The organism is Spirochaeta thermophila DSM 6578 (assembly GCF_000184345.1).
Lineage (GTDB): Bacteria > Spirochaetota > Spirochaetia > Winmispirales > Winmispiraceae > Winmispira > Winmispira thermophila.
The window spans coordinates 244,728-266,182 of the sequence record NC_017583.1; the positions used below are offsets into that span (position 1 = coordinate 244,728).

The window sequence follows — 21,455 nt, forward strand, 5'->3', positions numbered from 1 at the left end:
ATGTTCATAGAGGTGCTCAAGTCCAAGATCCATAGGGCTGTGGTGACCGAGACGAGACTCGACTACGAGGGGTCGATCTCGGTGGATCCCGAGCTCTACCGAGCGGCGGGTATGTTCCCGCACGAGAAGGTTGATGTGTTCAACCTCAACAACGGCGCCCGCTTCACCACCTACCTCATCGACGGGAGGCCCGGGGAGATCTGCATAAACGGCGCGGCCGCGAGGCTCGCCCAGCCCGGCGACTTGGTGATCATCGTCTCCTATGCGCACCTCACCCCGGAAGAGGCCTCTTCCTGGCAGCCCACCGTGGTGCTGGTGGACCATCGAAACACGGTGAAGAAGGTGCTGAAACCCGGCTCATGAATCTGCGACCACGATGTGGTCGAGCCAGCCTCGCACTTCGTCAACAGGCCTTTCCCTGCGGCGTGCATAGTCGCGGAGTTGTTCCTCGGTGATGCGTCCCACGGCGAAATAGCGGCTCTCGGGATGCGAGAAGTAGAAGCCCGCGACCGAGGATGGGGGGACCATCATGAACGACTCGGTGAGCCTGACCTCCAGGCGTGCCTCTGCCCCGAGGAGCTCGAAGATGTCCTGTTTGAGGCTGTGGTCGGGGCAGGCGGCGTGTCCGGGTGCAGGTCGGATGCCCCGGTACCTGCCTGCGAGCACCTCCTCGGGGGAGAGGTGTTCCTCAGGGGCATAGCCCCAGAGGGTGGTGCGCACGAGCATGTGGAGGTACTCGCTCGCCGCCTCGGCGAGTCTGTCGGCGAGGAGCCGTACCATGAGCTCGCGATAGGGTTCTCCAGGCCCCTCCTCTGCGAGGAAGCGCTCTATGTCCTTGCCTGCGGTAATGACGAAGAGGCCGAGGTAGTCATGCCCTTCGTGAGGCAGGAAATCCACGAGGGACCGGGTGGGCTCCCCTTCCTTCACCGCCTGCTGCCGTAGCATGGGCAGCCGCCGGATCACCCCCTCTCCCCCCCACCCCAGCACCCCGATGCAGTCCTCCCCCACATCCCGCGCCGGGAAGAACCCCACCACCCCCTCGATCCGCACCCTCCCCTCCATCCGCGCGAGCACCCCCTCCGCCTCCTCCCGCAGCCGCACCGCCTCCGCCCGCTCCGCCTCCCGCATCCGCTCGGGCGTGCGCGCAGGGAGCCCCCACCCCTTGTAGAACATCCGCCAGTCCAGGTAGGGGCGCACCTCGGCCACCCCCATCCGCACCACCTGAGGCCCCCGCACCCGCGGCTCGACCGGCGAAGCCGGCCCAGGCCGCAGCCTCCTCCGCCGCGCCTCCCCCAGCCCCGGCACGCCCCCTCTCCCCTTCACCCCCTGCTCCCTCAGCCGCGCCTGCTCCGCCCTCACCTCCCGGACGAACTCCTCCCGCCCCTCCGAGAGGAGCCGCCCCATCACCTGCACCGCCTCCGAGGCATCCCGCACGTGGATCACCGGCCCCCGGTAGGCCGGGGCGATCCTGAGCGCCGTGTGGAGTCTGCTCGTCGCCGCCCCACCTATGAGGAGCGGCACCGCCGGCCCCGCCCGATCGATCGCCTCGGCCGTCTCCCGCATCCGCTCGAGCGACGGCGTGATGAGCCCCGACAGCCCCACCGCATCGGCCCCCTGCCGCGCCGCCTCCACCACCCTCTCGGGCGGCACCATCACCCCCAGGTCCACCACACGGTACCCGTTGCACTCGAGCACCACCTTCACGATGTTCTTCCCGATATCGTGGACATCCCCCTTCACCGTGGCGAGCACCACCACCCCCCTCGCCTTCCCGACCCCTCCCTGCTCCGCCTTGAGCCTCGGCTCCAGGATCGCCACCGCCTCCCTCATCACCCGCGCCGCCCTCACCACCTGCGGCAGGAACAGCCTCCCCTCGCCGAAGAGCCTCCCCACCTCCTCCATCCCCGTAAGGAGCGGCCCCTCGATCACCCCCAGCGCGCTCCCCGCCTTCCGGTGCGCCTCCTCCAGATCCTCCACGAGGTACGCCTGGATCCCCTCCTTCAGGGCGTAGGCGAGCCGCTCCTCCACCGGCAGGTCTCTCCACGCCCGATCCTCGCCCCGCACCCTCGGCCCGGCGCCGGAAAACCCCCGGGCCGCCTCGAGGAGACGCTCCGTCGCATCCCTCCGCCGGTCGAAGACCAGATCCTCGATCAGCCCCCGCACCTCCTCCGGCACCTCCTCGTAGGCCATCATCCGCTGGGGATTCACGATCGCCATATCGAGCCCCGCCGCCCTCGCGTGGTGGAGGAAGACCGCGTGGATCGCATCCCTGAGGCCCTCGTGCCCCCTGAAGGCGAACGAGACATTGCTGATCCCACCCGAGGTGCGCGCGTGGGGGAGATGCTCCTTGATCCAGCGCACCGCCTCCAGGTAGTCGAGGCCGTAGCGGGCGTGCTCCTCCATCCCCGTCCCGATGGCGAAGATGTTCGGATCGATCACGATCTCCCACGGCGGGATCCCCACCTCCTCCACCAGGAGCCGGTAGGCCCGCTGCGCCACGGCGATCTTGCGCTCGAAGGTCTCGGCCTGTCCCTCCTCGTCGAAGCACATCACGAGGACCGCAGCCCCCATCTCCCGCACCACCCGCGCCCGTTCGAGGAAGACCTCCTCCCCGTCCTTGAGGCTCAAGGAGTTGACCACGCCCTTCCCCTGGAGGGACTCGAGCCCTGCCCTCAGCACCTCCCAGTCCGAGGAATCGATCATCACCGGCACCCGCGCCACCGTGGGATCCGAGGCCGCCAGGGAGAGGAAGCGCCGCATGAAACGGGGGGGATCGAGGAGCGGATCGTCCACGTTCACGTCGATCATCTGGGCGCCCGCGGAGATCTGCGCCCGCGCCACCTCCAGGGCCTCCTCCCACCGCTCCTCCCGGAGGAGGCGGCGGAACCTCGCAGAACCCGCCACGTTGGTGCGCTCGCCCACCAGGATGAAGCCCGCCTCCTCCTGGTCGAGCACCTCCAGCCCGGTGAAGACCGCCACCGGCCTGGGGGAGGGGATGGGCCGGGGAGGGATCCCCTCCAGGGCCTCTGCGATCGCCCGGATGTGGTCCGGCGTGGTGCCGCAGCACCCGCCTGCGATGTTGAGGAGCCCCTCCCTCGCGTAAAGGGCGAGGGTTGCGGCCATCTGGTCCGGCCCCTGGTCGTACTCGCCGAGGGCATTGGGGAGCCCCGCGTTCGGATGCACGCTCACGGCGCAGGGCGCATCCTGAATGGCCTTGAGGTGAGGGCGCATCATCTCGGGACCGAAGGCGCAGTTGAACCCCACCGAGAGCGGCCGGCCGTGGAGCACCGAGTGGAGGAAGGCGCGGGGGGTCTGGCCCGAGAGGAGGCGGCCCGCCGCATCGCTTATGGTGGCCGAGAGCATCACCGGCACCGCCCGCCCGCTCTCCCTGCAAAACCGCGCGACCGCTGCGAGGGCCGCCTTGGCGTTGAGGGTGTCGAACACCGTCTCAATGAGGATGAGGTCCGCCCCGCCCTCCACGAGGGCACGCACCGCGCCGAAGTAGTCCTCCTCCAGCTCCCCGAACGAGAGCTCGCGAAAGGCCGGGTCGTCCGCCCGGGGCGAGAGGGAGAGGGTCTTGCTCGTGGGGCCGAGCACCCCTGCGACGAACCGCGGCCTGTGAGGGGTACGGGCCGAGTACTCGTCGGCCACGCGACGCGCGAGGCGCGCCGCCTCCAGGTTGATCCGCTCCACCAGGTCCTCGGTCCCGTACTCGCGCTGGGAGACCCTCGTGGCGTTGAAGGTGTTGGTCTCGATGATGTCGGCGCCCGCCTCGAGGTAGGCCCGGTGGATCTCCTCTATCACGTGGGGCCTGGTGAGCGCGAGGAGGTCGTGATTCCCCTTGAGAGCGACCTCGCGGCCGTCCACCGTGGGCCCCTTCTCGAACAGGACCCCCCGGTAGTCGGCCTCCGAGAAGTGGTAGCGCTGGATCATGGTGCCCATGGCACCGTCGAGGATGAGGATGCGCTCCTTGAGGAGCTCCTCTATGGGGTGGGCCATCGGACCTCCCTATGGTCAGTCTGCGAGCTCGTGGGCTGTGGCGGTGAGGTGGTGCACGATGGCCGAGAGGGCCTCGGCCAGGATCCTCTTGTTGTCGTAATCGGGGACGGCGAGGGAGGAGGGATCATCCCTGTGGCGTTCGATCACCTCTATGAGGAGGGGAAGGGCGCGCACGATGTTGTCCACGATGGTCACCGTGGCGGTCCGGGCCGTGCGGGAGAGGGGGTTGAGGTCCACGGTGATGACCTTCTTTCCCAGGCGCACGAGGGCCTCGGTGCGGTCGCCGTCCTCCAGAGGCACGAAGACGCAGTCCGCCTCGAGGATCCCCTCGGGATCGACCCTGCGCCGCTCGCTCGAGAGCTCGGGGATGACGGCCTCGGCCCCCACGCCGAGCACCTGCTCGGCACCGTGTTCCCTGAGCACCCGTGCGATCGCCTCCTCGCGTTCGCGGCTCCGGTAGAAGAGGTTCACCTCGAGGGGGGCCCCCGTCACCTTAGAGAGGCGTACCAGCTCCTCGGGGCAGAGGGCCACCACGTTCCCGTTCACCGAGACGACCGGGTGCCTGCTCGTGAGCAAGAGGAAGGCCGCCTGACGTATGGCCGTGTGGGCGTGGGGATGGGTCCGCTCGCCCAGGAGGTAGTCGAAGGCCTCGCCCCTCCCGTGGGCGATGAGTCCTGCGGGCGCGGTGACCTTCTTCTCCATCCCTTCGATGAGCCGTTCCCTGTAGAGGAGGGAACGGTACCGCGGATGGTCGGGGGGGATTTCCACGCTCATACCACCTTCCCCCTCTCCCCCGTGATGGAGCACACGAATGTCGTGCCGCCGGGGAGGAGCCTTCGGTAGAGGTCCTCCACCTCGGGGGTGCGGGCCTCTTCCACCAGGGAGTAGAGACCGTCGCCGAACATGAGCATGGCGTGGTGGATCCCCTCTTTGGCGCAGGCCTCTGCGAGGGGACGAACCGTGGGGGAGAAGAGGTCCACCCGTCGTGAGAACTCCCGGGAGAGGGCGAGGAACCGCTCGAAGGTGGGCTCTGCGGCGAGTGCCGCATGGAGGGCCTTCCCGGCCTCCTCCACACGGGCCCGAACCCCGGTATTCTGGAGGGCCTCCTGGGTGGGGAAGGGGCCTGCCACCCCGATCACCACTCGGATCGTCTCGGGCACCTCGATGGCCCGCGCCTCGCCCCTGCCCGGCGCGCCCATCGCCACGCTCACCTTGCACCCGCCTGCGTAAAGCCCCAGGACGGTGCCCAGGCCGGTCTGTGCGAGAATCTCGGCCTTGTGGGCCACCTGGTAGGCCTGTTCCTCCGAGAGCTTCCCCCCCACGAGGACGTTGAGGCCGAGGGCGATCCCCACGGCCGCAGCCCCGCTCGTGCCGAGTCCTGCACCCATCGGCACCTCGGGCTCGTGGCGCACCACGACCTTGCCCTCGGGGAGGCCTCCGGCCGCGCGGGCGAAGGCGGCCACGGTCTGCACGGCGAGCTGCGGATCCTCGGCCTCCGTTCCCCCGATGTACACCTCGATTCCCTCACCCCCTTCGATCGAGACCGTGGTGCGAACCCCACGATCGATGGAAAAACCCCCTCCGAGCGATCCCTGTGAGAGAAGGTCGTCCGGCTGCGGGGGGACGTAGAAGAGCCCGGTGACGTGACCGGGACAGAAGACCGTCACCTCGTGCATCGCAACCCTCGCTGTGAAAGATACGCGTCTCTTTACAGTAGAAGGGTATGGGGAAGTTGTCAACATCGGTCCCATGGGGGTGGATTTCTGAGATCAAATATATTAGTCTTTCCATAGACCGTGTTACTTGCTCGCATGAGCATCCATCTGTTGTTGAGGAGGGTATATGTCAGAGCGCATGATCACCACCACGCCCGAATGGCTCAAGGAGAAGGCCGTACTCAGGCTCTCGGAGGCAGGGTTGCCTCGTGACCAGGCCGCTGTCGTGGCCGAGGTGCTCGTCTTCGCCGACCTGCGGGGCGTGCATTCCCACGGGGTGATGCGGATCCCCCACTATGCCGAGCGGATCAGGAGGGGAGGTATCAACACCTCCTCCACCTTCCCGATCTCTCCCCGAGGCAGAGTGGCGTTTCTGTTGGATGCCGAGGGAGGGATGGGACACGTGGCTGCGAACAAGGCCACCGAGGCCGCTCTGGAGCTCGTCTCGAAGGAGGGACTCGCCCTCGCCGGTATCCGTCGTTCCAGTCACGCCGGCGCCATGTCGTACTACGTACAGAAGGCCCTCGATGCGGGGGTTGCCGCCCTCGTCGTGGCGAACACCGATCCCGCGGTGGTCCCTCCCGGCGGTAAGGTCCCCTTTCTCGGTACGAACCCCCTCGCCTTCGGGTTCCCTGGCATGGGGGACGACGTGCTCCTCGACATGGCGACCAGCGAGGTGGCCCTCGGAAAGGTGCTCTACGCGAGGGAGAAGAACACCCCCATCCCGCCCACCTGGGCCGTGGACGAGGAGGGCAATCCCACCACCGATCCACACAGGGCGAAGTGGCTCCTCCCGTTTGGCGGCTACAAGGGCTACGGTATCATCCTCATGATCGAGCTCCTCACCGGTGTGCTCATAGGTGGGGCCTTCGGACCTCACCTCGTGAAGATGTACGGTGATCTCGAGAAGCAGCGCAACCTCGCCATGTGGATGCTCTTCATCGACCCCGGGCTGTTCAGGGCCGCCGACGAAGTGAAAGCTCTCTGTCAGAAGCTGGTGGACGAGATCCACGCGCAGCCCTCTGTCTCGGGTGAGCAGGTGATGGTTCCCGGAGAGCCGGAGCAGAGGACCATGGAACAGTATCTCAAGGAGGGGATCCCCCTCGCCGAACCGGTGTGGCGCTATCTCGAAGAAGGGCGGTGAGGGGTCTCCTCACCGCCCCTCACAGAGGGGATTCTCCGGGCGGACTGGTTGTTTTCCCCAATAATCGATGATACGATGAACACAAACAAAGGAGGATGCGATGCGTGCACCGAGTCCCCTCACCTTCCTCATCGGTCTCCTGCTGCTCGGGTATGCTGTGTACCACTTCGTGGTGGGGCTTACCCTCTGGGCCGTGGTGAAGCTCCTCATAGGGGGAGGCCTCATCGCGGTCTCGTTCACCTCTGCCCGTTGGGCCCTCGTGCTCCTCGGCCACCTCATCATGACCTGCGGCGCCCTCCTGGTGGCAGCCGGCGTGTACTACGCCCCGATCGTCCAGCGCACGGTCGAGGAGACGGGGAGGCTCTCCCTCCTCCAGATCCTCGCCCAGCCCCTCTTCTGGGGTATCTTCGCCATCCTCGGCGGGGTGTGCGCCACCATGCACGGGTTCTGCCGCTGCGTGCGCAGGGAGTGGAGACTCCCGGGATAGGTCCCCGGACGAGGCGGTACTTCTTTCATGAATGAGTCCCGGATGTGCGCTTGGGGAGTCACACAAGTGGGGCTGCGGATGCGCCCCGGGGGTGTCTTCCGGTGAAGGGTCCCCTCGATCGGGGGATTCATGGGTGGATCCGGTCTTCCAGTGTCTCGAGGATGTCCTCGAGTTCGTGGAGTCCGTGTGTCATGCGTTGCTTCGTGTCTTGGAAGGAGTGGAGGGTGCGTTCCTGGAGCGAGACCAGCTCTTCCTTGAGCGTTCGAAGGCGTGAGGTGAGGGCGCTCATCTCTCCTTCGAGGGTGGGGCGCGCGAGGTCCTCCTCGAGGTGGAGGATCCGATCGAGGAGTTCCTGGAGTCCGGTCTTGAGGGGGGAGAGGGTTCGTTCGGGGGTGAGAAAGGTGGTCGTCTTGAGGGTGGTGGTGAGGGTGGTGACGGCCGAGGAGATGGAGGTGGTGTGCTCCGCGGTGGCCTCGGCGAGTTTCTTGATCTCGTCCGCCACCACCGAGAAGCCCCTCCCTGCGTCGCCTGCGTGAGCGGCCTCTATGGCTGCGTTGAGGGCGAGGATGTTGATGCGTTCCGAAATCTCGTCTATGGCCTGGAGGAACTCCTCAACTTCGTGGGTGGTGGTCTGGACGGTCTCCATGTGGACGAGGGCCTCTTCCGCTTCGTCTTCGTAGCGCTCCAGGTCTTCGAGGAGCGACCGGATGGCCTCGGTGAGGCGATGGAGTGAGGATGGGGCCCGGGAAGGGGGGGCTGCAGGGATGTCGGCGAGTGCCGTGTCGATGGAGGAGAGGAGGCTCTCGAGCCGTGGGGGTGGAGCGAGGGATTCTACGGCCTCGAGGAGCGACCCCAGGGCTTTCCGTTGCCGCTCGAGGAGGGGGGTGAGGGATGCGAGGTGGAGGGCGGCGGGTGGAGTCGGAGGAGAGGTGGGGGCGGGTGTCGGGGGTTCCGGGGTGGGGTGGGGAGGCGTGGTGTGGGGAGGGGGTTCAGGGGGAGTGGAGGAGGGTGGTGCGGAGGGGGGCTCAGGGGGTGCGGGTTCCGCTTCTCCCGTGGACAGGGGGGCGGGATGTGGAGTGGCGGGCGGCTCGGGTTCGGGTGCGCGGGGAGCGGCGGCCGGATGTCCTTCCTCTTTCCTGGGCCCCGTCCGCCATCGCAGGAAGGGGAGGGTGATGAGCACCAGAGACACGGAGAGGACGAGGGGGAGGCGGTCGGCGGGTGTGGGGGTGAGGGGGAGGACGGCGACGAGGGTGCGGCCGTCGGGGAGGGGAGAGGCCGCGACGAGCTGGCCGTCCACTTCGCGGGGGCTTGTCGAGGCCTCCTGGATGAGGGCTCGACGCTCGTCCCGGGAGAGGGAGGAGAGGATGGGGGCCCCCTCCACTTCCCCGTCGGGGGAGAGGAGGGCGAGGCCGATTCCTTCGGTGTCCGAGTGGAGGGGGACGGCCCGGCGGGCTTCTTCGAGGAGGCGCTCCCACCTCCTCTCGTGGGTGTCCATGTACTCCGAGGTGCCGACGACCCAGCCCCACGGCTCGAAGAGCCTCGCGTATCCCCACTTCTTCACCGGTTCCCCTCCGGAGAGGTGGGGGAAGTAGTACTCCTGGAAGCTCTCTCCACGGGTCTTTGCGGTGTCGATCATCCGTTTCACGTAGGGGGTGCCGGTGATGTCGGTGAGGTTCTCCCTGTCGAGTCCCTCCTGCTCCGGGTTGGGCGGATTCACCAGGGAGATGTAGGTGACGGTGTCTGCGAAGAAGTAGCCTTCGTCCTCGTAACGGATGTTCCGGAGGGCCTCCCGGGCCCTCCGTTGGGCCTCCTTGGTGGAGAGGAGACGGGCACGGGAGAGTTCATGGTAGGTCTCCACGATGGCGAGACCTATACTGAGTCGTTTCTCGAGTTCGGATCTGATCTCTTCCTTCTCTTCTCGTATACGGGCCTCTACGCTCTGGTAGTGGCGGGTGTACAGGTCGGAGATCCTCCGGATCTCGGACCGGAGCAGGGTTTCTGCGTGATCGATGTCCCGTTGCGGGAACGACGAGGTGAGCAGGAAAGGAAAGGCTGCGAGGATGATGAGATAGAGGGGGAAGAGGATTCTGTACCACTTCATCCTACCTACCATAGTATAGAGGAGTCCGATGGCGTGCAAGCGTTTTTTGGGTGGGTTCGTTGCAATCCATCTCTGCTCCCACTACACTATAGGTGCACATGAAAGGTGTGTCCTGTGTCCTGCTCCTCTCCCTTGTCGTGGGGATCCTGAGCGGGGAGGAGGGGTTCGTCCTTCCCCATGAGCTTTCCTCGGGATGGACCCTCGTCCCCCTCTTCCCGGGCGGTGGACCCCAGGATGTCTCGCTTCCCCTCGATTATCGACCCGCCGGACCGCGGGGAGAGATCCTCCTCCGCTGTACGTTCACCCTCCCCTCGTCTCCCACGGAGCCGGTGTACCTCCTGGTGGATCGTCTTCCGGGAGCCTACCGCTACATCTTGAACGGCGTGTTCCTCGACGAAGAGGGGGGGTTCCCTCCACGGTTCGCCCATTCGAGGAGGGATATCTATGTGCGGTACATCCCCCCCATGCACCTCAGGGAGGAGAACGATCTCGTCATCGTGGTCTATGAGGAAAAGAGCAGGATACGTATCCGGCGCGTGGCCCTCGTGGACGGGAGGGAAGCCTTCCTGGTGCGGAACGTGCGCAATGTTCTCAACGCCCGCATCTACGGGTATTTCGCGTTCCTGAGTCTCTTCGTGTCCCTCTACTTCTTCGGTCTCTACGCGAACCGGAGGAGGGAGCGGGGGTTCTTCTTCTATGCGGTGGCCAATCTGGGGATCGCCCTCTATTTCGTGCGCATGGCATCCCCCCTCGCCTTTCTGCCCCCCGTCCTCAGCTACTCGGTTTCGAAGGCCGGGCTCATCGTCTCCCTGGGATATCTTCTCGTCTTCTATTTCGAGTTCTTCTCGCTCCGGGCCTCGGATCGTCTCAAACGGTATGTCCTCATCCTGGTCTGGGTGGTGGGGGGGCACATGGCGCTCGTGCCTCGGACCCTCCAGGATGCGGAACGCGTGTTCGCGGCGTCCCTCGTGGTCGGGTTCGCCTTCCTCGTGTCGTACGTGGTGATAAGCATCGTGATCTTCCGTCATGGAGCACGGGAAGGGGGATTCCTCCTCATCGGTACCGGCCTCCTCGTGCTCCTGGGAGGGCACGATATCGTCTACAAGGTGATGGGGCGGGAACCGTTCGTGTGGCTTCAGGGGATAGGGATCTTCGTCTTCGAGGCCATGATCTTCATCACGCTCGCTTCGCGCACCATGCGGGTGTACGCGAGGCTCGAGGAGTACTCCACGGGGATCGAAGAGGAGGTGGCGCGGAGAACCCGGGAGCTCAGAGAGGCGAACCGGCTCCTCGAGAAGGCGAACCGGGCCAAGAGCGAATTCCTCGCCAACGTGAGCCACGAGATGCGGACCCCGCTCCACGCGATCATGGGTTTCGCCGAGGCCCTCAAGGGAGAGCAGGATCCGAGGGAGCGTGAGGGACACCTCCAGCTCCTGCTCTCGGAGGCTCAGCGTCTCAAGGTGCTCATCGACGAGATCCTGGACGTGGAGAAGATGGAGCAGGGGAAGCTCACGCTCGATGAGAGTCCGTTCAACCTCCACGAGGTGGTGGGGTATGTGTGCAGGGTGATGGAGGAGAATGCGCGAAGGAAGGGGCTCTCGTTCTCTTTCGAGATAGAGGACGGTGTGCCCGTGTGGGTGGTGGGGGATCCGTTCAGGTTGCAACAGGTGCTCATGAACCTGGTGGGGAATGCGGTGAAGTTCACCGAGGAGGGGGGGGTGCGGGTGAGGGTGGGGTGTGTGGAGGAGGGGGAAGGGCGTTGGATCGAGGTGGAGGTGCGGGACACGGGGATAGGGATACCGGAGGAGATGCGGGAGAAGGTCTTCGAGAGTTTCGTCCAGGGGGATACGAGCACCACCCGGCGGTACGGTGGATCGGGACTGGGGATGACGATCGCGCGGGAGCTCGTGCGGCTCATGGGAGGGGACATCGGGCTCGAGAGCGAGGTGGGAAAGGGGACGAGGGTGTGGTTCAGGATCCCCTGTGTGGAGGCGGTGGCAGGGCTGGAGACGGAGGGTGGAGCCGGGGAGGAGGGGACGAGGGGGGTGCTGGAGGGACGCCGCATCCTGGTGGTCGAGGACTACATGCCCAACCAGAAGATCGTCTCCCTCGTGCTCTCAGAGGCGGGGGCCGAGGTGGAGGTGGCGGTGAACGGGAGAGAGGCGCTGGAGAAGGTGGCGCAGGGACGGTACGACCTGGTGCTCATGGATGTCCACATGCCGGTGATGGACGGACTGGAGGCCACGCGGCGTATCAGGGCCCTGGTGGGAGGGGATCTCCCCATCGTGGGGCTCACGGCCGATGCCTACCGGGAGGACGTGCGGCGCTGCAGGGAGGCGGGGATGGACGGGGTCCTCATAAAACCGATCCGCCGGAAGGAGATGGTGGAGGAGGTGCGGCGGCTGCTCTCGGGACGCGGGGGATCGGAGGGGGAGGAGGAGGCCCGGGAAGGGATCGGGGCGTTCGTGGAGGAGTTCGGCGATCTCCGGGAACGGGCCTTCGAGATACTGGAAGGATTCCTGGATGAGGCGGAGCGCCAGTGGGAGAGGATCGAAGGTGCCTGGGAAGGCAGGGATTGGGAGGCCCTCCACCGGGAGGTGCACGCCCTCAAGGGGGGAGCGGCCAACCTCTACGCCCGGTCGCTCCGGGACGCGGCCCTCGCGGCACAGGAGGCGGCGAGGCAGCACGACGAGGGAAGGATGCCCTACCTGCTCGATACGGTGCGGAGGGAGCTCTCCCGTCTCCAGGATGAGATCAGGACGTTCCTCGCAGGGCGCGGCGGTGGAGGGCCGGGAGGATGAAGGATGAGAAGATGCCCATCGCGAGGACGAGTATGGCGGCATCCACGCCGAAGAAGACCCGCACCGAGGTGTGCTCTATGATGATGCCTCCGGCGAGCCCTCCGATGGAGGCGCCCAGGCCCCATGCGAACTGCTGGAGGTTCTGGTAGGTCGCACGCAGCGTGTGATGGGACAATCCGTCCACGATGGAGATGTGTCCCAGGTAGTAGAAGGCGTACCCGCATCCGTGGAGGATCTGGACGAGGACGAAGAGGAGGGCGGATGACCCCTGCGGGATGAGCAGGAAGAGGACGAGCTTGAGGGCATGGAGCCCCACACCCATGAGGAAGAGGGAGCTCATACCCCAGCGCGCGAGCAACCTCCTGCCAAGGTACATGAGGGGGATCTCGGGGAGGCTCGCCACTGCGAACGAGAGACCCATGAGGAGGTAGCTCACCTCGGATTCCTCCATGAGGTAGGTGGTGAAGCTGTAGCTCCCCATCACGCTGAAGCCCACCAGGAAGATGACGGAGAGGTAGCCGAAGAAGAGGCGGTCCTTGAGGAGGTGTTCCCATCTCGTGGGCTCGGAGGTGCGGGGTGTCCCACTGGGGGGAAGGGCGATGAAGGCGAAGAGGAGGAGTCCGGCCACGTGGACCGCGATGGGGTAGACGAGCTTTCCGGTGAGCTGGAGGAGGATGCCGCTCGCCACGAGGCTGAAGGCCCAGGCGAACGAGCCCATCCAACGGATGGTTCCGTAGTTACGGGCGTTGCCCTCCGCATGGTGGAAGTAGGCGAGGATCTGTGCGTCGAGGAGGGGGATGATGGGGCGCATGAATATGCCCCTCAGGATGCTCCCCGCGATCACGAGGGCGTACGCGAGGCCGTAATAGGAGGGAGGGAGGAACCAGAGCACCATGTAGAGGAAACTTCCCAGGGCGTACATGAGTCCCGAGATGGAGAGGAGCCTATTCTCCGCATGGAAGGTGTCGGCGATATAGCCTGCCGCCGGCGAGGCGACGAGGCCCGCGAGCCCGGAGACGAGGAAGAGCCCCCCTATGAGACTGTAGGCGGGGCTGCCGTCGGGGTAGAGGAGCACCTCCTTCAAGTAGAGGGTGAGGAAGGGAAGGGCGCTCCCCCCTGCGAAGAAGTAAAAGAACTGGAGGAGATAGAGTCTGAACTTCTCCGAGGGGGCTCCCATGTGCGAGTCTCCGGATCATGTACAGGGTGTGCTAGGCGAGGAGCATCTTCCTGATCTGGGCCTTCACCTGGGAGAGATGCTGTTCATACTGTGCCCTCACCTGGCCGATGTGCTGTCTGAAGGCCGCCTGGTATTCGGGATCGCTCTCCGGGGCGACCTTCACGGGCATGCCGAGTTGCTGGGAGAGGAGCGTCTCTTTCTCCCGGAACCTGGGTGCGAACTGCTGGAGGAGGGCCGTCTCAACCTGCCGGTAGGTGGCCAGATACTGGGAGAAGAACTGCGAGAGCTGTTGCTCGAGCATGCCGAAGAGAGGGGCCTCTCCGAGCACCTTCCTCAGGCCCTCCATGACGAGGGGAAGCCGCTCGAGCTCCTCCTCTCGTGAAGGAAGGGTGAGGTTGGCGAGGAAGGTCTCCACCGATCCTTTCACGAACCATGACCGCTGTTCGGCGGAAAGCCCTTTGAGTTCCTTCTTTATGTCGAACTCGCGGTCCTCGAGAAAACGGGCGGCGCTCTGCTTGCCCTTCGTGATCCAGCGTTCCTCTTCGAGCTTTCCCTTGTCGGGCTCTATCGCGGCAGCCCGCTCGAGGGCCTTCTCCAGTGCCGATTTTATCTCTCCCATGTGCTATAGAATGCGCATGAAGGGGGACGCCTGTCAAGTGTAACAGCGGAAAAATCCTTGTTCGGTCACCACATACGCCACCCGCACGTCGTGTTCTTCCTCGGGGACCGCTTCCACCACCTGGCACGCGAAGCACACCCCCACCGCCCGCGCCTCCCCCACGAGCAGCCGGTCGTACCACCCCCCACCCCTCCCCAGCCGCCTCCCCGCCCTGTCGAACCCCAGCCCCGGCACCAGCACCACCTCCGGCCTCACCCCCCTCTCCCCCTCCTCCTCCGGCTGCAGGAACCCCAGCTCATGCCGCACGAGCCTCACCCCCGGCCCATACCGGCCCCACCCTATGCCTCCCCCCGCGATCCGCGGCACGTAGACACGTTTCCCCTCTCGCAGGGCCTCGTCCAGGAGCGGGCGCACGTCCGGCTCGTCGCGCAGCGGGAGGAACCCGCCCACCGTCCTCGCCGCCCGCCAGCGTCCCCAGGCTGCGATGCGCTCCCGTATCGCCCTGCCCGCCTCCTCGCGTGCCTGCGCCCCCATACCGGCCACACGCGCCCGCAGCACGGCCCGCAGCCGCGCCTTCTCCTCCCTCATCGGCGCACCGCGATGCACTCCACCTCCACCCGCGCCCCCCTCGGGAGGGCCTTGACCGCCACCGTGGAGCGGGCGGGCCGATGCGGGAAGTACCCGCCGTAGATCCGGTTCACGGCCTCGAAGTCCGCCATATCGACGAGGAAGATCGTGGTCTTCACCACGTCCTCCCTCGTGCAGCCTGCAGCCTCGAGCACCGCCGTGAGGTTCTCGAGCGCCCTCCGTACCTCCGCCTCGATGGAGCCGCTCACCAGGCTCCCCGTGGCGGGATCGAGCCCTATCTGGCCCGAGCAGAACACCATCTCCCCTGCGCGAACGGCCTGGGAGTAGGGGCCTATCGCCTCGGGAGCACCTTCGGCATGCACGTACTCCATACCACCTCCTGACGGGTCTTCTAGAATCCCAGCCTCTGTCCCACCAGGATGAGCTTGATCCTTCCCCGGGGCACGGAACGCCTGGTGATCACCGTGTGGGAGCAGATCGACTCGTCCCCCAGGCAGTCCTCGCACACCGTGCTCCTCCTGCACGGCGTGTGTTTCTCGAGGCGCGTCGCGTTGAGCGGCGCGGCCAGGTGCTTCGCCCTGGCGAGGGCCTCGTCGAGGGTCGCCGCCACCTTGTTCCACCCCACGACCATCACCACGTACCTGGGGCCGAAGAGCAGGGCCGCGAGCCTGTTGCCCCTGCCGTCGATATTCACGATGTGTCCATCGAGCGAGAGGGCATTGGCGCTCATGAAGAAGTAGTCACAGGAGAAGGTCTCCCTGTAGATCCGCTCCACCTCCTCGGCGGAGGCGGCCCTGTCCCTGTCGAGGACCCGATAGGGGCCCGTCCGAAGCAGGTCCTTTATCCCCGACTCCTCGAGGGTCATGGACCCTCCCCAGGCGACCAGTGCATCCTCGGGCACGATCCGCTCCACCACCTCGCGTGACTCGGCCACCGACGGAGCGACGAACACCTCGAACCCCCGGCGCTCGAAGACACGTTTGACCTCCTTCGCGCGCGCGAGCGAGAACTCCCTGAGCACCTCTGCGGTCGGCATACGCACCTCCTGTCTGAGACGTGAGGCCTCTCGCGGCCTCTCGACGTATCAGCCTACCCGTTGAGACGGGATATGTGAAGGGGAATCAGACCCCGGCGCGTTGGTTGCACGAGAGGGCGATCTTCGCCTCGAGGGCCCTGAGCAGGGGGAGGAAGGACTCCTTCAAGGCCGGCGCGGCCTTCACCAGACACTCGTGGGTCTCCTTGAGGTACCACGGTGCGAGGAACCTCTTGTCGATCACCGGCACGGAGTCGAGCACCTTCTCCCGAACCCGTGAGAGCGCCTCGTCGCTGAAACGGGAGAAGTAGTCGTAGAGGTGCATGTCCGAGAGGATGCGCGCCACCTTGGGGTGGATGTTGGCGAGGAGGAAGGCCCCCTGCCTTCCGAGCATGCAGGCCCTGAGTTTGAGGAAGGTGCCGATCGTGGTGCTGTCGATGTATTCGGTGCCGCTCAGGTCGAGGAGGATCGCCGAGGGGTTGTGTTCCTGGATGAGCTTCTCCGCATGGGTGAATAGGGAGTACGCGCCAACCGCTCTGAGGTGGCGGGGAAGGAAGAAGATGAGCTTGTCACCGTCCTTCAGGTAATGAATGATCTCTAAAGTCTCCATAATCTCTAATTTCTCTACCTGCTAAGATACCACATACATGAGGCTTCATCCACCCGTGAAGGCGACACAGGTAACCCATGATTGGTTTATAGCATCACACAACCTCGTCGGGCAATACCCCCTTGCGCACGTGATGTTTGAAAAGGGGTTTCTGCCAGAGCACCTTCCAACGCACCGCCCGCCAGGGCTCCTCCCCGTCCTCCCAGTCGAAGAGGGCGGAGAAGAGGATCGGCGCCTTGATGGTGCGCCCCGCGAGCGGTTCGAGGGGTGGGGGCGCCTTCTCTCGGACGGCGATGAAGAACCCCGTCCCCGGGAGCCAGTGCGGCCACGGGCCTTGCGCGCCGGCCGTGCCCTCGAGCCATCTCCTGAGGCTGTCCCACGGGTCCGGGGGAAGGGTGGGGAGGACGAGGAGATCGCCTTCCCGGCGGACGAGGCCGCCCCGGAAGGGGAGGAATCCCCCCTTCCGCGCCCCCTCGAGCACGGATACGGGGAGGGGCTCCTCGTCCACCCTGAGGGCGTAGAAGGGGAAGGCGGACCGTGCAGTGAGTATCCCGTGCTCGTGGAAGAGCCTGGCCCGTGCCTCCTCGACGAGGGCCTCCATGTTCCCCGGGAGCCGTACGCCGGTCACCACCAGCTCCATGGTTCCTCCCTCTTCACTTCTCATTGTTTCTGTCGCATGCTACTATGTAAGAGGAGGCGGTACAAGGAGTCTTCATGGGAGGTCCGATGCGGATGAAGGTCGAAGCGGTCCTGGAGAGACTCGTGGAGGTGCTCTCACGCTGGGATGCGGTGGATACCGTGTGTTTCCTCGATCGGGATCGCGAGGACATCTACGACCCCTACTTCTTCATCAGCCTCGACGTGTATTTCTCGGGCGAGCTTCCCTCCTACAAAGAGCGGATGGAAGAGCTGTCCTTCACCGGGGCCTTCGAGTCCGCGCCCGGCAATCGCAAGGACCGGTTCCTCGTGGGCGATCTGCCCGTGAGGCTCGAGTACAAGTCCATACCGGACGTGGAAGCCGTGCTGGGGGCGGAGCCCGGGGCCTTCGAATTGGTGGAGGACAGGGTCAGCTACATGTTCTACCGCCTCGTGAACGGCACGATCCTCTTCTCCCGCTCCGACTGGCTCGCCTCGGTGCGGGAGCGGCTCGAGGATCTGCCCTCCTCCTTCTGGAGGGTACTCCGCGACGAGGCGAGGGCCAAGATGGAGCACTTTCTCTCCGATCTCTGTGCCGCAGCGGCCCTCGAGGACGAGTACTTCTTCCTCGTCTCGGCCTCCGGGTTCATCCAGAGCGTGTGCGCCGTGCTCTTCGCCGTCAACCGGCGTTTCGAACCGGGGGGAAGGGAGATGGAGCGCCATGTCTTCTCCCTTCCTCAGCTCCCCTACTCGTTCAAGGGCTACTTCCAGCAGTTCGTGAGGTACTCGCACGACTTCCCCATGGAGAAGAAGCGGGAGATCGCCGAGAACCTGGCCCGTCATGTCGTGAAGATGTGTCTCGCGGACGAAGGATCATGAGATCCCCCTTTCCTTCGGGCCTCCTCGGCGCCTGCCTGCTCGCACTGGTTCCGACGGGCGTGTCCCTGGGCGCGCAGTCCCCGGAGCCCGCCTCCGTACCGAGGGTGAGCCTCGGCCGGGTGCTCGAGATGCCCCAATCCCACCCGGTGGACGTCTTCCGGTGGGAGGTGCTGCCCGATTTCCTCGTCCTTGTGTTCGATTCCTACGGGAGGCAGGACAGGACGCTCAAGCGGCTCGCCTTTTTTGCGGAGAAGCCGGGGTATCGTGGGCGGATACCTTCGTGGGAGGAGGTGGCCTCCCTCCACGGATGGAACGCCCACGACTACGAGGACGCCGTGCTCGCGCGGTTCTTCTCCATGGCCCGGGAGAGGGGAGTGCCCCTTTTGGAAGAGGAGGAGTGGCTGAGGGAGGTGCTCGTGTCCGCCGGGGTGCTCGTCCCGCTCAGGGCGGGGTATGCACCGGGCGGGGGAGGGCTCATCTCCGTGAGCAGGGAGAGTCCTCCCGCCCTCCTCTCGATGCTCCTCACCCACGAGTCGCTCCACGCCCTCTACTACGCCGACCCTCGTCTCAGGATGGCGGCGTATCGGGTGTGGGAGGGGTTCTTGGAGGAGACCCGGCGGGTCTTCAGGGGGTTCCTCTCCTGGATGGGCTACGATGTGGGTTCCTACCGCCTTGTGGTGAAGGAGCTCTTCGCCTATCTCCTCCAGCAGCCTCTTGCCGAGCTCCCCTGGTACATCCGTGCCCGGATCCTCCCGCGGGCCGGGGCGGTGGGGATGGGGCCCGAGCAGCCGCCCGAGCGGGTGGTGGGGGATCTCCTCCAGGGGGCGGCTGCACTCGAGAAGATGCTCGAGAGAGGGTTCGGGTTCGGTGCAGGGGAGACCTCGGGACGGGTGGCGGGGGGTGCGATTGAGGATCCACTTCAGTAGTATGGAAGATCATGTGATGTCTCCGGAGGTGTATGGTGGGGATACACTACCCGTTTCTCCTCTCGCTCTCGGTGATCGTCCTGGGGTATGGGCTCACGCGTGCGGGGGTGCTCTCGCTCGAGATGGGGCGGAGTGTCTCGAGGCTGGTGATCAACGTGACCCTCCCCGCGGTGATCCTCACGACCCTGCCCGAGGTGGAACTGGTACCGGCGCTCCTCTCCTTTCCCCTCATCTGTCTGGGCGTGGGGGTGCTGAACCTGCTCCTCGCGGGTCTCCTCTTCGGCAGGCTCGAACGGCCCTTCCTGGGGAACGCCCTCCTCGTGGTGGTGGGCTACAACATAGGGCTCTTCGCCTATCCGCTCGTCGAGGGGCTCTACGGCAGGGAGGGGCTCGCGGGGATGGCGATGTTCGACGTGGGGAACGCCTTCCTCACCTTCGGGTTGCTCTACCTGGTCTCGTGGTACTTCGGGGGGGAGGGGGAAAAGCGGATCTCTGCAGGGAGGATCGCGCGGATCCTCCTGGGGTCCATCCCGTTCATGAGCTACATGGTGGGGGCGGGGATGAATCTCTCGGGGCTCTCCTTTCCCGGACCGGTGGAGGAGGTGCTCGGGCTCCTCGCACGGGCGAACAACGGTCTCGTGCTTCTCGTGCTGGGGATGACCCTCAGGGTCCGCTTCCCTTGTGAGGTGCGCCGCCTCCTGGCGAGGACCCTCCTGTTCCGGTACGGGGTGGGGCTTGCGGCGGGTCTTCTCCTCTGGGTGGTCCTCCCGCTCGATGTGTTTCTCCGGCGGTTGGTGCTCATGGGGGTGCTCCTCCCGGCTCCGTTGGTGGTGATCCCCTATGCGGTGGAGCACGGGCTCGATGTGGAGTACGCGGGGACGTATGCGAATGTCTCGGTGGTGGTGAGTTTCTTCCTCCTGTGGGGGATCGCGGCGGTCACGGCGGGGTGGGGGTGAGGGTATTCGTTTTTGCTCATCGCAATTGACCGAGTTTCGCGGATTTGTTACTATGGGGTATATCATATTAAGGAGGTACACTATGAACCATCCGAAAAAGGTGTGGGCAGGATTTTTCGTCCCGGTTTTCTTCCTTGCTCTGACGGCAGGGTGTATGTCGGCTCGTCCGAAACTCCTTGACCCTTCCGACATCACCGGTACGGCGGTGCTCACGAAAGTCACGGTGATGGTGAGGTCCACTGTTGATCAGGGAAAAGGAGAACAGTTCATCCGAGAGGTTTTACCGGCCTACATCGAGGAGATCGTGAACGGGATAAAAAAGGAGAAGGGAATCACGATCGATGCCTCGATGTTCGTGAGTGAGATGAGCTCCGGGGATGTTTCTATTGATCTCGAGGTGTTCGATATGGGGGGAGATAGGGATATCAATATCTACACATGGGAAGGGGAGAGCGATGAGTCTCTCCGCGCGTTTTTCCTCCTGCCAATAGTGGTTCGAGAGGATGGCAGCATGCCCTTGAGAGTGACGATACATCAGGATGATCCGAAGTACGAACCAGGTAGGGAGTACTCTTTTGACTTTTCTTTGAAAGTGGAGTCCAAGTGACAGAGGAGTAAGGATGAAGTCCTCTCGTGTGTGGTTTCGAAGGGGTGGCGTATGCCACCCCTTTAGTGCACCATCCAGATGCGGTTGAGGTCCCTCGTGTCGTGACGTATACTGGTGATGTGAGGCTGGTGGCGGTGCTCGTGACAAGCGACCGGCTCGAGGCGGAGTGGGCGAGGCAGGCACTGGAGGAGGCAGGGGTGGGGTGCGTGGTGCCCGAGGAGGGGGTCTTCCGTCTCTTCCCGGTGCCGGATGCGCAGCCTGCGTGTCGGGTGCTGGTGAGTGAGGAGGACAGGGACGAGGCGGTGGGGGTGCTGCAGGAGGCGGGGCTCCTCGAGGCGCCGTTCTCGGTGTTGAGGTCTGCTCCTCCCGCCTGTCCTGTCTGCGGGGGGGAGCCGGAGCCGAGGCCTGCGGGAGGGGTGTTCGGAGCGCTGGGGAGGCTCGCGGGACTCGAGCGGGTGGGGTGTCGCGGCTGCGGGCTCGTCTGGTGGAGAAGCACACGTGTCGGGAGGTATGAAGATGGTGCTCGAAGGAAAGCGGACGGACGCATGGCGGGATCGGAGGGTGTGGTACGGGACGGCCGAGTGCGGTTTGGGGTGGGTGGTGGCGGCGGCGACGAAGCGGGGGGTGTGCAGGGTGGCGTTCGGCGAGGGGGAGGGGGAGCTCGTGGGGCTGCTCGTGAGGGAGTTCGCGGGGGCCCGGCTCGAGGAGGGGGGGGAGGGGTTTCGCGAGGGGGTGCTGGCCGGGCTGCTGGAGGCGGTGGAGGAGCCGGGGGGGGAGGTGAGGATGGACGTCGACCTCGTGGGGACGCCGTTCCAGCTGGCGGTGTGGGATGCGCTTCGGGGGATTCCGGCGGGGCAGGTGAGGACGTACGGCGAGGTGGCGCGGGCGGTGGGGCGGCCGGGGGCGGCGAGGGCCGTGGGTGCAGCGTGCGGGGCGAACAGGGTGGCGGTGCTGGTGCCGTGCCACCGGGTGGTGGGAGCCGGGGGGAGCCTGGGGGGCTATCGATGGGGGGTGTGGAGGAAGAGGGTGCTCCTGGAGCGGGAGGGATGGCGGGGATAAGACCGGATGTGTGAAGACGCCTCCTGAGGACGCTCCGATCGTCGGGCTGGGTGCGGTTTCTTGACTTTTTTTGTCGTCTACCCTTTACAACCCCACATATGGGTGATATATTCCATTC

20 protein-coding genes and 1 pseudogene are annotated in these 21,455 nt (G+C 65.5%); 10 read left to right on the forward strand and 11 right to left on the reverse strand.

The features are described from left to right. The gene (gene panD / locus SPITH_RS00995; protein WP_014623888.1) at positions 1-363 is read left to right on the forward strand and encodes an aspartate 1-decarboxylase; all 363 of its coding nucleotides are present in this window, start codon (positions 1-3) and stop codon (positions 361-363) included. On the opposite strand, the gene metH is transcribed toward panD, so the two are convergent. The 3 genes from metH to SPITH_RS01010 are packed head-to-tail and all read right to left on the reverse strand — an operon-like array spanning position 358 to position 5,675. Further along, entirely contained in the window at positions 358-3,999 is a 3,642-nt protein-coding gene (metH, locus tag SPITH_RS01000; RefSeq protein WP_014623889.1) for a methionine synthase, read from the reverse strand. The two genes, panD and metH, sit on opposite strands and share 6 nt — an antisense overlap. A gap of 15 nt (positions 4,000-4,014) precedes the next feature. Further along, positions 4,015-4,773 (reverse strand): 4-phosphopantoate--beta-alanine ligase, encoded by a 759-nt coding sequence (locus tag SPITH_RS01005; RefSeq protein WP_014623890.1) that lies wholly within the window; start codon positions 4,771-4,773, stop codon positions 4,015-4,017. Then, positions 4,770-5,675, reverse strand: coding sequence for a pantoate kinase (locus tag SPITH_RS01010; protein WP_014623891.1), 906 nt, complete (start codon positions 5,673-5,675; stop codon positions 4,770-4,772). The genes SPITH_RS01005 and SPITH_RS01010 overlap by 4 nt, the downstream gene beginning before the upstream one ends. Positions 5,676-5,841: 166 nt before the next feature. On the opposite strand from SPITH_RS01010, the gene SPITH_RS01015 reads away from it, so the two are divergent. Then, the gene (locus SPITH_RS01015) at positions 5,842-6,858 is read left to right on the forward strand and encodes an Ldh family oxidoreductase (protein ID WP_014623892.1); all 1,017 of its coding nucleotides are present in this window, start codon (positions 5,842-5,844) and stop codon (positions 6,856-6,858) included. Between the two features lie 100 nt (positions 6,859-6,958). Further along, positions 6,959-7,345 (forward strand): hypothetical protein, encoded by a 387-nt coding sequence (locus SPITH_RS01020; protein WP_014623893.1) that lies wholly within the window; start codon positions 6,959-6,961, stop codon positions 7,343-7,345. Positions 7,346-7,472: 127 nt separating this feature from the next. Here the strand turns inward: SPITH_RS01020 and SPITH_RS01025 are convergent, their stop codons facing one another. After that, positions 7,473-9,446, reverse strand: coding sequence for a cache domain-containing protein (locus SPITH_RS01025; protein ID WP_014623894.1), 1,974 nt, complete (start codon positions 9,444-9,446; stop codon positions 7,473-7,475). A gap of 98 nt (positions 9,447-9,544) precedes the next feature. Here SPITH_RS01025 and SPITH_RS01030 point away from each other — a divergent pair, with 98 nt between their 5' ends. Beyond that, on the forward strand, positions 9,545-12,247 hold the full coding sequence (locus tag SPITH_RS01030; protein WP_014623895.1) for an ATP-binding protein: 2,703 nt from the start codon (positions 9,545-9,547) through the stop codon (positions 12,245-12,247). Here SPITH_RS01030 and SPITH_RS01035 read toward each other — a convergent pair. The 7 genes from SPITH_RS01035 to SPITH_RS01065 form a co-directional block, all read right to left on the reverse strand. After that, positions 12,201-13,424 (reverse strand): MFS transporter, encoded by a 1,224-nt coding sequence (locus tag SPITH_RS01035; protein ID WP_014623896.1) that lies wholly within the window; start codon positions 13,422-13,424, stop codon positions 12,201-12,203. The genes SPITH_RS01030 and SPITH_RS01035 overlap by 47 nt on opposite strands. Positions 13,425-13,455: 31 nt before the next feature. After that, positions 13,456-14,043, reverse strand: a complete 588-nt coding sequence (locus SPITH_RS01040) for a DUF6657 family protein (RefSeq protein WP_014623897.1) — start codon at positions 14,041-14,043, stop codon at positions 13,456-13,458. Between the two features lie 33 nt (positions 14,044-14,076). After that, complete coding sequence (locus tag SPITH_RS01045) at positions 14,077-14,649, reverse strand: 5-formyltetrahydrofolate cyclo-ligase (protein WP_245523414.1); 573 nt, start codon at positions 14,647-14,649, stop codon at positions 14,077-14,079. Further along, positions 14,628-15,002: a RidA family protein gene (locus SPITH_RS01050; RefSeq protein WP_013313041.1), complete on the reverse strand. Its 375-nt coding sequence runs from the start codon at positions 15,000-15,002 to the stop codon at positions 14,628-14,630. The genes SPITH_RS01045 and SPITH_RS01050 overlap by 22 nt, the downstream gene beginning before the upstream one ends. 20 nt (positions 15,003-15,022) lie before the next feature. Next, entirely contained in the window at positions 15,023-15,667 is a 645-nt protein-coding gene (locus SPITH_RS01055) for a lactate utilization protein (RefSeq protein ID WP_014623899.1), read from the reverse strand. An 85-nt stretch (positions 15,668-15,752) separates the two neighbouring features. After that, positions 15,753-16,274: an STAS domain-containing protein gene (locus SPITH_RS01060; protein WP_014623900.1), complete on the reverse strand. Its 522-nt coding sequence runs from the start codon at positions 16,272-16,274 to the stop codon at positions 15,753-15,755. Positions 16,275-16,368: 94 nt separating this feature from the next. After that, the gene (locus SPITH_RS01065) at positions 16,369-16,914 is read right to left on the reverse strand and encodes a hypothetical protein (protein WP_014623901.1); all 546 of its coding nucleotides are present in this window, start codon (positions 16,912-16,914) and stop codon (positions 16,369-16,371) included. A 74-nt stretch (positions 16,915-16,988) separates the two neighbouring features. Here SPITH_RS01065 and SPITH_RS01070 point away from each other — a divergent pair, with 74 nt between their 5' ends. The 6 genes and pseudogenes from SPITH_RS01070 to SPITH_RS12705 all read left to right on the forward strand — a co-directional run bounded on the left by SPITH_RS01070 (position 16,989) and on the right by SPITH_RS12705 (position 21,337). After that, positions 16,989-17,789, forward strand: a complete 801-nt coding sequence (locus SPITH_RS01070; protein WP_014623902.1) for a DUF4037 domain-containing protein — start codon at positions 16,989-16,991, stop codon at positions 17,787-17,789. Further along, entirely contained in the window at positions 17,786-18,715 is a 930-nt protein-coding gene (locus tag SPITH_RS01075; RefSeq protein ID WP_014623903.1) for a hypothetical protein, read from the forward strand. Before SPITH_RS01070 ends, SPITH_RS01075 begins: the two co-directional genes overlap by 4 nt. 32 nt (positions 18,716-18,747) lie before the next feature. Next, positions 18,748-19,671, forward strand: coding sequence for an AEC family transporter (locus SPITH_RS01080; protein WP_014623904.1), 924 nt, complete (start codon positions 18,748-18,750; stop codon positions 19,669-19,671). A gap of 82 nt (positions 19,672-19,753) precedes the next feature. Beyond that, on the forward strand, positions 19,754-20,278 hold the full coding sequence (locus SPITH_RS01085) for a hypothetical protein (RefSeq protein WP_014623905.1): 525 nt from the start codon (positions 19,754-19,756) through the stop codon (positions 20,276-20,278). 140 nt (positions 20,279-20,418) lie between these two features. Then, a pseudogene (locus SPITH_RS12895) lies at positions 20,419-20,592 on the forward strand (putative signal transducing protein); the annotation flags it as partial. Between the two features lie 196 nt (positions 20,593-20,788). Further along, positions 20,789-21,337, forward strand: coding sequence for a methylated-DNA--[protein]-cysteine S-methyltransferase (locus tag SPITH_RS12705; RefSeq protein WP_052296237.1), 549 nt, complete (start codon positions 20,789-20,791; stop codon positions 21,335-21,337). Positions 21,338-21,455 lie beyond the last annotated feature (118 nt).

Bases quoted from the DNA above. Each gene is read 5' to 3' on its own strand.
- SPITH_RS01040 (WP_014623897.1), bottom strand. From the start codon at position 14,043: ATGGGAGAGATAAAATCGGCACTGGAGAAGGCCCTCGAGCGGGCTGCC.
- SPITH_RS01030 (WP_014623895.1), top strand. From the start codon at position 9,545: ATGAAAGGTGTGTCCTGTGTCCTGCTCCTCTCCCTTGTCGTGGGGATC.
- SPITH_RS01055 (WP_014623899.1), bottom strand. From the start codon at position 15,667: ATGCCGACCGCAGAGGTGCTCAGGGAGTTCTCGCTCGCGCGCGCGAAG.
- SPITH_RS01015 (WP_014623892.1), top strand. From the start codon at position 5,842: ATGTCAGAGCGCATGATCACCACCACGCCCGAATGGCTCAAGGAGAAG.
- metH (WP_014623889.1), bottom strand. From the start codon at position 3,999: ATGGCCCACCCCATAGAGGAGCTCCTCAAGGAGCGCATCCTCATCCTC.
- SPITH_RS01085 (WP_014623905.1), top strand. From the start codon at position 19,754: ATGAACCATCCGAAAAAGGTGTGGGCAGGATTTTTCGTCCCGGTTTTC.
- SPITH_RS01005 (WP_014623890.1), bottom strand. From the start codon at position 4,773: ATGAGCGTGGAAATCCCCCCCGACCATCCGCGGTACCGTTCCCTCCTC.
- SPITH_RS01025 (WP_014623894.1), bottom strand. From the start codon at position 9,446: ATGAAGTGGTACAGAATCCTCTTCCCCCTCTATCTCATCATCCTCGCA.
- SPITH_RS12705 (WP_052296237.1), top strand. From the start codon at position 20,789: ATGAAGATGGTGCTCGAAGGAAAGCGGACGGACGCATGGCGGGATCGG.
- SPITH_RS01035 (WP_014623896.1), bottom strand. From the start codon at position 13,424: ATGGGAGCCCCCTCGGAGAAGTTCAGACTCTATCTCCTCCAGTTCTTT.
- SPITH_RS01020 (WP_014623893.1), top strand. From the start codon at position 6,959: ATGCGTGCACCGAGTCCCCTCACCTTCCTCATCGGTCTCCTGCTGCTC.
- SPITH_RS01010 (WP_014623891.1), bottom strand. From the start codon at position 5,675: ATGCACGAGGTGACGGTCTTCTGTCCCGGTCACGTCACCGGGCTCTTC.
- SPITH_RS01080 (WP_014623904.1), top strand. From the start codon at position 18,748: ATGGTGGGGATACACTACCCGTTTCTCCTCTCGCTCTCGGTGATCGTC.
- SPITH_RS01070 (WP_014623902.1), top strand. From the start codon at position 16,989: ATGGGAGGTCCGATGCGGATGAAGGTCGAAGCGGTCCTGGAGAGACTC.
- SPITH_RS01065 (WP_014623901.1), bottom strand. From the start codon at position 16,914: ATGGAGCTGGTGGTGACCGGCGTACGGCTCCCGGGGAACATGGAGGCC.
- SPITH_RS01075 (WP_014623903.1), top strand. From the start codon at position 17,786: ATGAGATCCCCCTTTCCTTCGGGCCTCCTCGGCGCCTGCCTGCTCGCA.
- SPITH_RS01060 (WP_014623900.1), bottom strand. From the start codon at position 16,274: ATGGAGACTTTAGAGATCATTCATTACCTGAAGGACGGTGACAAGCTC.
- SPITH_RS01050 (WP_013313041.1), bottom strand. From the start codon at position 15,002: ATGGAGTACGTGCATGCCGAAGGTGCTCCCGAGGCGATAGGCCCCTAC.
- panD (WP_014623888.1), top strand. From the start codon at position 1: ATGTTCATAGAGGTGCTCAAGTCCAAGATCCATAGGGCTGTGGTGACC.